We start from the raw sequence: 7,231 nt of genomic DNA, 5'->3' as shown, positions 1-7,231 counted from the left end.
GTGTGCCGATGGGATGCGTCAGACACATCCACTCCGCCCGGAGGTCCTCCCGTCTTCAACCCGACACGCCGTCAACAACCTGATTAGTCACTACAGCTAGCTGACCCGCGCCTCCTCCAGCCCGCGGGCGGCGGCCAGCCGGTCGGCCTCCTCGGCGACCATGTCGACGTCCAGGGGCACGAACGGCGAGACCTTGACGTCCAGCCGGCCGCCGGTCGCCCTGGCCTGCCACGTGCCGAGGATGTCGCCGTCCACGAGCAGCGCGCCGCGCCGGCCGAGGGTGCGCCACACCTGCTTCTGGTGCGCCTTGTCCGGCACGAGCAGGTCGCGGTCGCGGGCGTTGAGGTACGGGTCCAGCGGCGGCAGCAGGCGCACCACCTCGGGCTCCGGCGGGTTCTCGAACGCCTCGACCCGGTCGGCGGGCAGCCACGCCCGCTTCGACACGGCGACCAGGTCGTCCGGCCACGCGTCCTTCACGTCGCGGACCGGCGCGCCGAAGTAGTGCGCCACCTCGGACGGCCCGGCGGGCCCGTGCAGCCGCAGGTAGGCGGTGACCAGCCGGTCGAACCCCTCGGTGGCGTCCGGGACCGCGCGCCGGTGCTCCAGCGGCACGAACGTGACCGTCCGCTGCGCCGGGTCGAACCGCAGCCCGGCGGGCAGCACGGCCTGCCGGAACACCGGGTCGAGCACGTGCGTGGCGTCGCAGCCGCGGCACCACGCGGTCAGCTCCGGCCGCACCCGCGCGGTGAGCCGGGACGACGCCTCGCCCTTCGTCATCGGCTCGGTCACGACCTCCCGCAGCGCCGACGCGACCTCGCGCAGGGCCGCCCGCCCGTCCTCGACCGGCGGCCGGTCCATCCGGGCGACCGCGTCGCCGTCGCTCAACGGCCACAGCCGGGCCGCGAGCGCGGGCGCCTCGTCCGCGCGGTGCCAGTGCGGCGCGCCCCGCACGCTCCAGGTGAGGGTGAACGCGGCGGCCAGGTCGGGCACGCGGTCCAGGCGTGCGGCGAGCGCCGGCGCCGCCGACCGCTCCGAGTCCTGCACGCCGAGGTCGAACACGCGCAGGTCGGCGGCGTCGGCGGTGGTCCGGTCGAACTGGTGGGCGGCGACCCGGTAGGCGATCACCCGTTCCCGGTCAGCCAAGGTCGGCGTCCAGGGTGATCAGTTCGTGCTCCAGCCGGGCGGTGCCGGAGATGCCGGCCAGCTCGCCGGTGCCCGAGCCGGGCACGATGTGGCCCCAGAACTGCTCGCCGGCGGGCGACATGATCGCGCCGTGCTGGAGCACGAACGTCCCGGCGCGGCCGTCGACCGTGCCGACGAACCGCTCCGTGCCCACGTAGCCCGCCGAGCCGTCCGACGGCTGGCACATGGTCAGCTCGGCGGTGCTGGTGCCCTCCATGACCCCGCTGTAGGTCTTGTCCACGAACGCCCGGCCCAGCTGCGGCTCCGCCTCGTCGTAGACGGTCTGGTCCCATCGGGTGATCTTGAACGTCGACTTGGATTCCATGGCGGGGATCCTGTCAGGAAATCCTGTCAACCGCTGTCAGGGTCGGTCGTTCGACACGGTGGGTCATCGCGTTTCGGCCTGCGGACACCACGGGCGCGCGGCACCCTGGCGCGGTGCGTGATGAGGTCACTCCCCGTGCGTCACCGGTCACCCAGTCGGCATTCGTGTCCGGTTCGGCCAACACGGTGGTGCAGGCGAACGGCGACGTGCGGCTGGTCGTGGCGCGGCCGGTGCGGGTCCCGGGCCGGCGGCCGGTGAAGTGGTGGCGCTGGGTGGCGGTGGTCGCGGCCGTCGCGGTGGAGGCGGCGGCCGGCTTCGGCTGGGCGTTCGGGCCGTTCGGCGGGGTGGAGGTGTTCGGCGACCCGCGCACCGCCGATCCGTGCGCGCTCGTGCGGCCGGCGGCTCTCGGCGGGTTCGGCCGGACCGAACTGGACCCGGCCTATGGCGGTTTCCACCGGTGCGACGTGATCATCGACCCCGGCGGCGGCGCGGCCCGGGTCGACGTCGAGGTGCGGTTCACCGACTCCCGGCCGGAGGAGGGCGCGACGGCCGCGCGGCGGGTGGGCGCGGTGGACGTGGTGGCGTGGCCGGAGGAGAGCGACTCGTGCGAACGCGCCTTGAGGCTGCCCGGCGACGGTCGTCCGGTGGTCGTGGTCCGCGCGGACTACGCGGACGAGCGCGGGACCGCGCCGCTGTGCGAGATCGCCGACGTGGCCGCCGACACCGCCGCCGGCGTGCTGGACCGGGCGCACGCCTCGGGTGGGCGGGTCGCCCGGCGGCCGGCCTTCCCGTCCGGGTCGCTCGCGCACCTCGACGCCTGCGCCCTGCTCGACGCCGGGGCGCTCACCGCGGCCGTGCCCGGGATCGACGTCGCCCGTCCCCGGGTCGGGTTCGGGCGGTGGGAGTGCGGGTGGCACGGCGCGGTGGACGACGTCGAGGTGGAGCTGCGCTTCGACCGGTCCTCGCCGCTGGACGCGGGCGACGGGCGGCCCACCCGGTTGGCCGGGCGGGCGGCGTTCGTCACCCCCGGCTACGACGGCGAGGGCAGCTGCACCGTCCGCGCCGTGCACCGGTCCGACCCCGGCCGGCACGGGCGGCTGACCGAGCTGGTGCAGCTGTCCGTGCGCGGGTCCGGGGCCGACGGCGACCGGCCCGTCTGCGACCTTGCGACCACCCTGGCCGAGGCCGCCGTCACCGCGCTGCCGGAGGCGTAGCGGCACGCCGGCCGTGTGCGGCGGTCGGCCGTGTGGGGTGGTCGGCCGTGTGGGGTGGTCGGCCGTGTGGGGTGGTCGGCCGTGTGGGGTGGTCGGCCGTGCGAGGTGTCGGCCGTGCGAGGTGTCAGCCCAGCGGCACGCGCAGCCACGAGTCCGCGCCGAACGCGACCGTCGAGCCGAGCGTGCTGGAGCCCTGGTAGCGGGCGTCCACCGTGTCCACGACCAGCACCAGCCGGTTGCCCGCGGCCACGTTCCACACCACCGGCTCCAGGTCCAGGTCGACGGTCCGGGTGGCGGTGCCGGCGAGCGTCACCGGCTTGTGCGTGACCAGCGCGCCGAGGCCCAGCGGGTTCACCTCGTACAGGTAGGCGTACAGGGTGGTCCTCGCGGCGCTCGACGTCACGGTGAGGTGCGCGCGGGGCGTGCCGCTGACCGTGGTCGCGGTCCACTGGACCGGTCCGCGCCACACCGCCGCCGCGCCCCGGTCCACCAGCGGCGTGGACACGCCCACCGGCAGGTTCAGGAAGCCCTGCAACGCGCCGGACACCAGCACGGTGCCGCTCTCGGCGATGGTGGGCCACCCGGCGTGGATGCGGTCCGCGGCCAGCGGCACGGTCTCGGTCCGGGCGGTGGCCGCGGCCCACGTGGGGAACGACCGCCAGCCGCCGCCGTTGTTCGGCTTCACCTGCACGGGGTGCTCGCGGTCGATGCCGTTGGCCACGCCGGCGAGGTGGTGGTCGAACCAGCGGCCGACCGACGCCCAGATCTCGTCGGGCAGCCCGGCCGCGCCGAACAGCTCCGCGGTGGCGTGGTCGCCGGGGGAGAGCATGAGCCGCTTGGGGCCGGTCAGCGCCTCGAAGAAGTCGGTGATCTGGCTCGGCGCGAACAGGCCGTCGTTCCACGCGTTGCCGATCATCACCGCGGCCTTGATGGACGACACGCGGGTGGCGGGGGAGCGCGGCGGGGAGATCGGCAGCACGTCGGCGAACCGCCCCTCCCGGTAGGCGGCCTCGGCCTCGCGCAGCACCGGCCCGGGCCGGCCGGTCAGCCGGCCGGCGGCCAGCAGCAGCTCGACGGCCTGCGTGCCGACCGTCTCGTTCGGGTACAGCGACCGGGCCAGGTCGGTCCACGTGCTCAGCGCGGCCACGGCCTTGATCCGCGGGTCGGCCGCGGCGGCGAGCAGGGACTGGCCCGCGCCGTAGGAGATGCCGGCGACGCCGATCCGCGCCGGGTCGCCGTGGGCGTGCGCGAGGCCCCAGTCGACCACCCGGCTGACGTCGGCCACGGTGTCCGGGCCCGCCACGTCGATCTCGCCCCCGGAGTCGTGGAAGCCCCGCGAGGTGTAGCTGATCACCGAGTAGCCGGACCGGTAGGCGAGCTTGGCGGCCGCGCCCACGTACTCGATGTTGTTGACGCCCCAGCTCGACGGCATCACGAGCAGCGGGAAGGGGCCGCCGCCGCGGCCGGTGGGCGTGACGACGAAGGCCCGCAACGGGGTGCCGCCCTCGCCGGGGATGGTCTCGTAGGACACCGCGAAGCCGGGCGCGGCCTGGGCGGGCGGGGCGGGGACGAGCGCCACGAGGGCGGCGAGCAGCAGGGGGAGTGATCGGCGCACGAGGTCCTCCTTGACCGTGACCGGGATCACGCAGGGTGTTACCGGCGAGTAAACACGAACCGTACTCGTCAGTAGCAGAAGTCTGTGACGCAGCTCACCCCGTCGGGCGACGTGGCACGATGCGGTCATGCGGTTCGGGTCACGAGAGGTCGCCGGGGATCGCGCGCTGGTGATGGCCATCGTCAACCGGACGCGCGACTCGTTCTACGACCGGGGCGCGACCTTCGCCGACGACGCCGCGATGGCCGCGGTGGACAGGGCGGTCGCCGACGGCGCGGACATCGTCGACATCGGCGGGGTGCGCGCCGGCTCGAAGGGCGAGGTGGTGGACGCCGCCGAGGAGGCGCGGCGGGTCGTGCCGTTCGTCGCGGCGGTCCGCGAGCGGCACCCGGACCTCGTGATCAGCGTGGACACGTGGCGGCACGAGGTCGGCCGCGCGGTGTGCGAGGCGGGCGCGGACCTGATCAACGACACGTGGGCGGGCGCGGACCCGCGGCTCGCGGAGGTGGCGGCCGAGTTCGGCGTGGGCATCGTCTGCTCCCACACCGGCGGCCTCGAACCGCGCACCGACCCGCACCGCGTCCGGTACGCCGACGTGGTGGCGTCCGTGGCGGCCGAGCTGGTGGCGCGGGCCGAGCGGGTGGTCGCGCTGGGCGTGCCCGCGGCGGGCGTGCTGATCGACCCGACGCACGACTTCGGCAAGAACACCTGGCACGGCCTGGAGCTGCTGCGCCGGCTGGACGAGCTGGTGGCCACCGGGTGGCCGGTGCTGATGGCGTTGTCGAACAAGGACTTCGTCGGCGAGACCCTGGGCGCGGACGTGGACGACCGGGTGGACGGCACGCTGGCCGCGACGTCCGTGGCCGCGTGGACCGGCGCGAAGGTGTTCCGGGCGCACCAGGTGCGGCAGACCCGGCACGTGGTGGAGATGGTGGCGAGCATCGCGGGCACGCGCCCGCCGGCCCGGGTGCTGAGGGCGTTGGCCTGATGGCGGACTGGTTCGCCGCCAACACCTGGCAGCGCCCGCGGTGGACGGTGCCGGAGCTGGTGGCCCGCAAGGCCGGCCGCACGGTCAGCGTGGTGCTGCCCGCGCTGGACGAGGAGGCCACCGTCGGCGGCGTCGTCGGCGTGGTCCGGCCGCTGCTCGGCGGTCTGGTGGACGAGCTGGTGGTCGTGGACTCCGGGTCGAGCGACGGGACGGTGGCGCGCGCGGCGGCGGCCGGGGCGCGGGTCGTGCACCGGACCGACGTGCTGCCGCAGTTCGCGCCCCGGCCGGGCAAGGGCGAGGTGCTGTGGCGGTCGCTGGCCGCGACGACCGGCGACCTGGTGGTGTTCCTGGACTCCGACCTGGTGGACCCGGACCCGGAGTTCGTGCCCGCGCTGCTCGGCCCGCTGCTGACCCGCGACGTGCACCTGGTGAAGGGCTTCTACCGGCGGCCGTTGCGGCTGGAGAGCACCGGCGGCGGCCGGGTGACCGAGCTGGCGGCCCGACCCCTGCTCAACGCCCTGCGGCCCGAGCTGGCCGGTGTCGTGCAGCCGCTGGGCGGCGAGTACGCGGGCACGCGCGAGTTCCTGGAGTCGGTGCCGTTCGCGCCCGGCTACGGCGTGGAGATCGGGCTGCTGCTCGACGCGCACGCCCGCTACGGGCTGGACGGGATCGCCCAGGTCAACCTGGGGGTGCGCAAGCACCGCAACCGGGACCTGCGGCAGCTCGGGCCGATGGCGGCTCAGATCGCGGTCACCGCCCTGCGCCGGTGCGGCGTGCCGGTGGCGTCCTCCACGTTGACGCAGTTCGAGCCGTTCGACGGGGAGTGGCTGCCGTCGCCGGTGGACGTGCCCGCGGAGGACCGGCCCGCCATGCGCTCGGTGCTCCAGCGGTCGCGGTAGTGGCCGGGGGACGCCGCCAGCCCGGCGGGCGTGCCCTCGCGGGCGACGCGGCCGTCCTCGAACACCAGGACGTGGTCGAACCCGGCCAGCGGGGCGAGGCGGTGGGTGACGAGCACGACCGCGCCGCGCGCGTGGTCGAGCACCCGGCGCAGCACGGCGTCGCCGTGGTCGACGGGCAGGCCCTCGACCGGCTCGTCCAGCAGCAGCACGTCCGGGTCGGCGAGCAGCGCGCGGGCGAGCAGCAGGCGTTGGCGCTGGCCGCCGGACAGGGCGTCGCCGTCCTCCCCGACGACGGTGTCCCACGGCACGTCCAGGTCCACCACGGCGGCCACCCGGTCCAGCTCCTCGCGTGACGCGTCCGGGCGGGCGAGGCGCACGTTGGCCTCCACGGTGGCGTGGAAGACGTGGGCGTCGTCCAGCACGCCCTTGGCGACACCGGGGTGGGCGGCGGCCAACGCCCGCAGGTAGGTGCTCTTGCCCGCGCCGCTCGCGCCCACCACGCCGACCCGGCGTCCGGCCGGCAGTTCGACGTGCGGCGCGGGGACCGGCTCGGCGCGGAGCGCGTCGCGGACGCGGCGGACCGAGCCGCGCGCCTCCGCCCACCGCTGGGCGGCCGGGGCCAGGGGCAGGGTCACCTCCAGCACCGCGACCGAGCCGAGCACGACGTGGGCCGGCGCGCCCGACCGCAGGAACGCCAGCGCCACCCCGAACTGCACGACCACGGCCGCCGCGGCCCACACCGCCGCGACCGCGTCGCCCCGCCGTTCCCGGTCGGCCAGCGCGTCCACCACCCGGCCGGTCGCGGCCAGCTCCCGGTCCAGCGCGCCGAACGCGGTCAGCTCCGCCGCGCCGTCCAGCAGCACGACGGTCCGCTCCGCCAGCTCGGACCGCAGCGGGGCGAGGGCGTCGAGGTGCCGGACCGCCATCCGGTGCGCGATCGCCGGGATGACGCACGCGTTCGCCACCAGGCCGAGCACGAGCGGCCAGGCGAACCCCGTGGCCGCCAGT

Annotated in this window: 6 protein-coding genes and 1 pseudogene; 3 read left to right on the top strand and 4 right to left on the bottom strand. The window is 75.8% G+C overall.

The annotated features are described in order from the left end of the window. Positions 1–96 precede the first annotated feature (96 nt). Together ACFXGA_RS28880 and ACFXGA_RS28875 are read right to left on the bottom strand one after the other, a co-directional pair. Positions 97–1,143 carry a DNA glycosylase AlkZ-like family protein gene (locus ACFXGA_RS28880; protein ID WP_378093179.1) on the bottom strand — a complete coding sequence of 349 codons (1,047 nt, stop codon included), beginning with the start codon at positions 1,141–1,143 and terminating at the stop codon, positions 97–99. Further along, positions 1,136–1,507: a DUF3224 domain-containing protein gene (locus ACFXGA_RS28875; RefSeq protein WP_378093177.1), complete on the bottom strand. Its 372-nt coding sequence runs from the start codon at positions 1,505–1,507 to the stop codon at positions 1,136–1,138. The genes ACFXGA_RS28880 and ACFXGA_RS28875 overlap by 8 nt, the downstream gene beginning before the upstream one ends. 113 nt (positions 1,508–1,620) lie before the next feature. Here ACFXGA_RS28875 and ACFXGA_RS28870 point away from each other — a divergent pair, with 113 nt between their 5' ends. Continuing rightward, positions 1,621–2,721 (top strand): hypothetical protein, encoded by a 1,101-nt coding sequence (locus ACFXGA_RS28870; RefSeq protein WP_378093175.1) that lies wholly within the window; start codon positions 1,621–1,623, stop codon positions 2,719–2,721. A 124-nt stretch (positions 2,722–2,845) separates the two neighbouring features. Here ACFXGA_RS28870 and ACFXGA_RS28865 read toward each other — a convergent pair whose 3' ends face one another. Then, positions 2,846–4,336: a CocE/NonD family hydrolase gene (locus ACFXGA_RS28865; protein ID WP_378093173.1), complete on the bottom strand. Its 1,491-nt coding sequence runs from the start codon at positions 4,334–4,336 to the stop codon at positions 2,846–2,848. Positions 4,337–4,463: 127 nt separating this feature from the next. On the opposite strand from ACFXGA_RS28865, the gene folP reads away from it, so the two are divergent. Together folP and ACFXGA_RS28855 are read left to right on the top strand one after the other, a co-directional pair. Further along, entirely contained in the window at positions 4,464–5,324 is an 861-nt protein-coding gene (folP, locus tag ACFXGA_RS28860; RefSeq protein ID WP_378093171.1) for a dihydropteroate synthase, read from the top strand. Beyond that, complete coding sequence (locus tag ACFXGA_RS28855; RefSeq protein ID WP_378093169.1) at positions 5,324–6,223, top strand: glucosyl-3-phosphoglycerate synthase; 900 nt, start codon at positions 5,324–5,326, stop codon at positions 6,221–6,223. The genes folP and ACFXGA_RS28855 overlap by 1 nt, the downstream gene beginning before the upstream one ends. Before the next feature lie 197 nt (positions 6,224–6,420). Here ACFXGA_RS28855 and ACFXGA_RS28850 read toward each other — a convergent pair. Next, a pseudogene (locus ACFXGA_RS28850) lies at positions 6,421–7,149 on the bottom strand (ATP-binding cassette domain-containing protein); the annotation flags it as partial. Between the last annotated feature and the right edge of the window lie 82 nt (positions 7,150–7,231).

The sequence above is a fragment of the Actinosynnema sp. NPDC059335 genome (genome assembly GCF_042752395.1).
In the GTDB taxonomy this organism is placed as follows: domain Bacteria; phylum Actinomycetota; class Actinomycetes; order Mycobacteriales; family Pseudonocardiaceae; genus Actinosynnema.
Note: the sequence above shows the minus strand (reverse complement) of the source record. Positions and strands in the feature narration are given on the sequence as shown.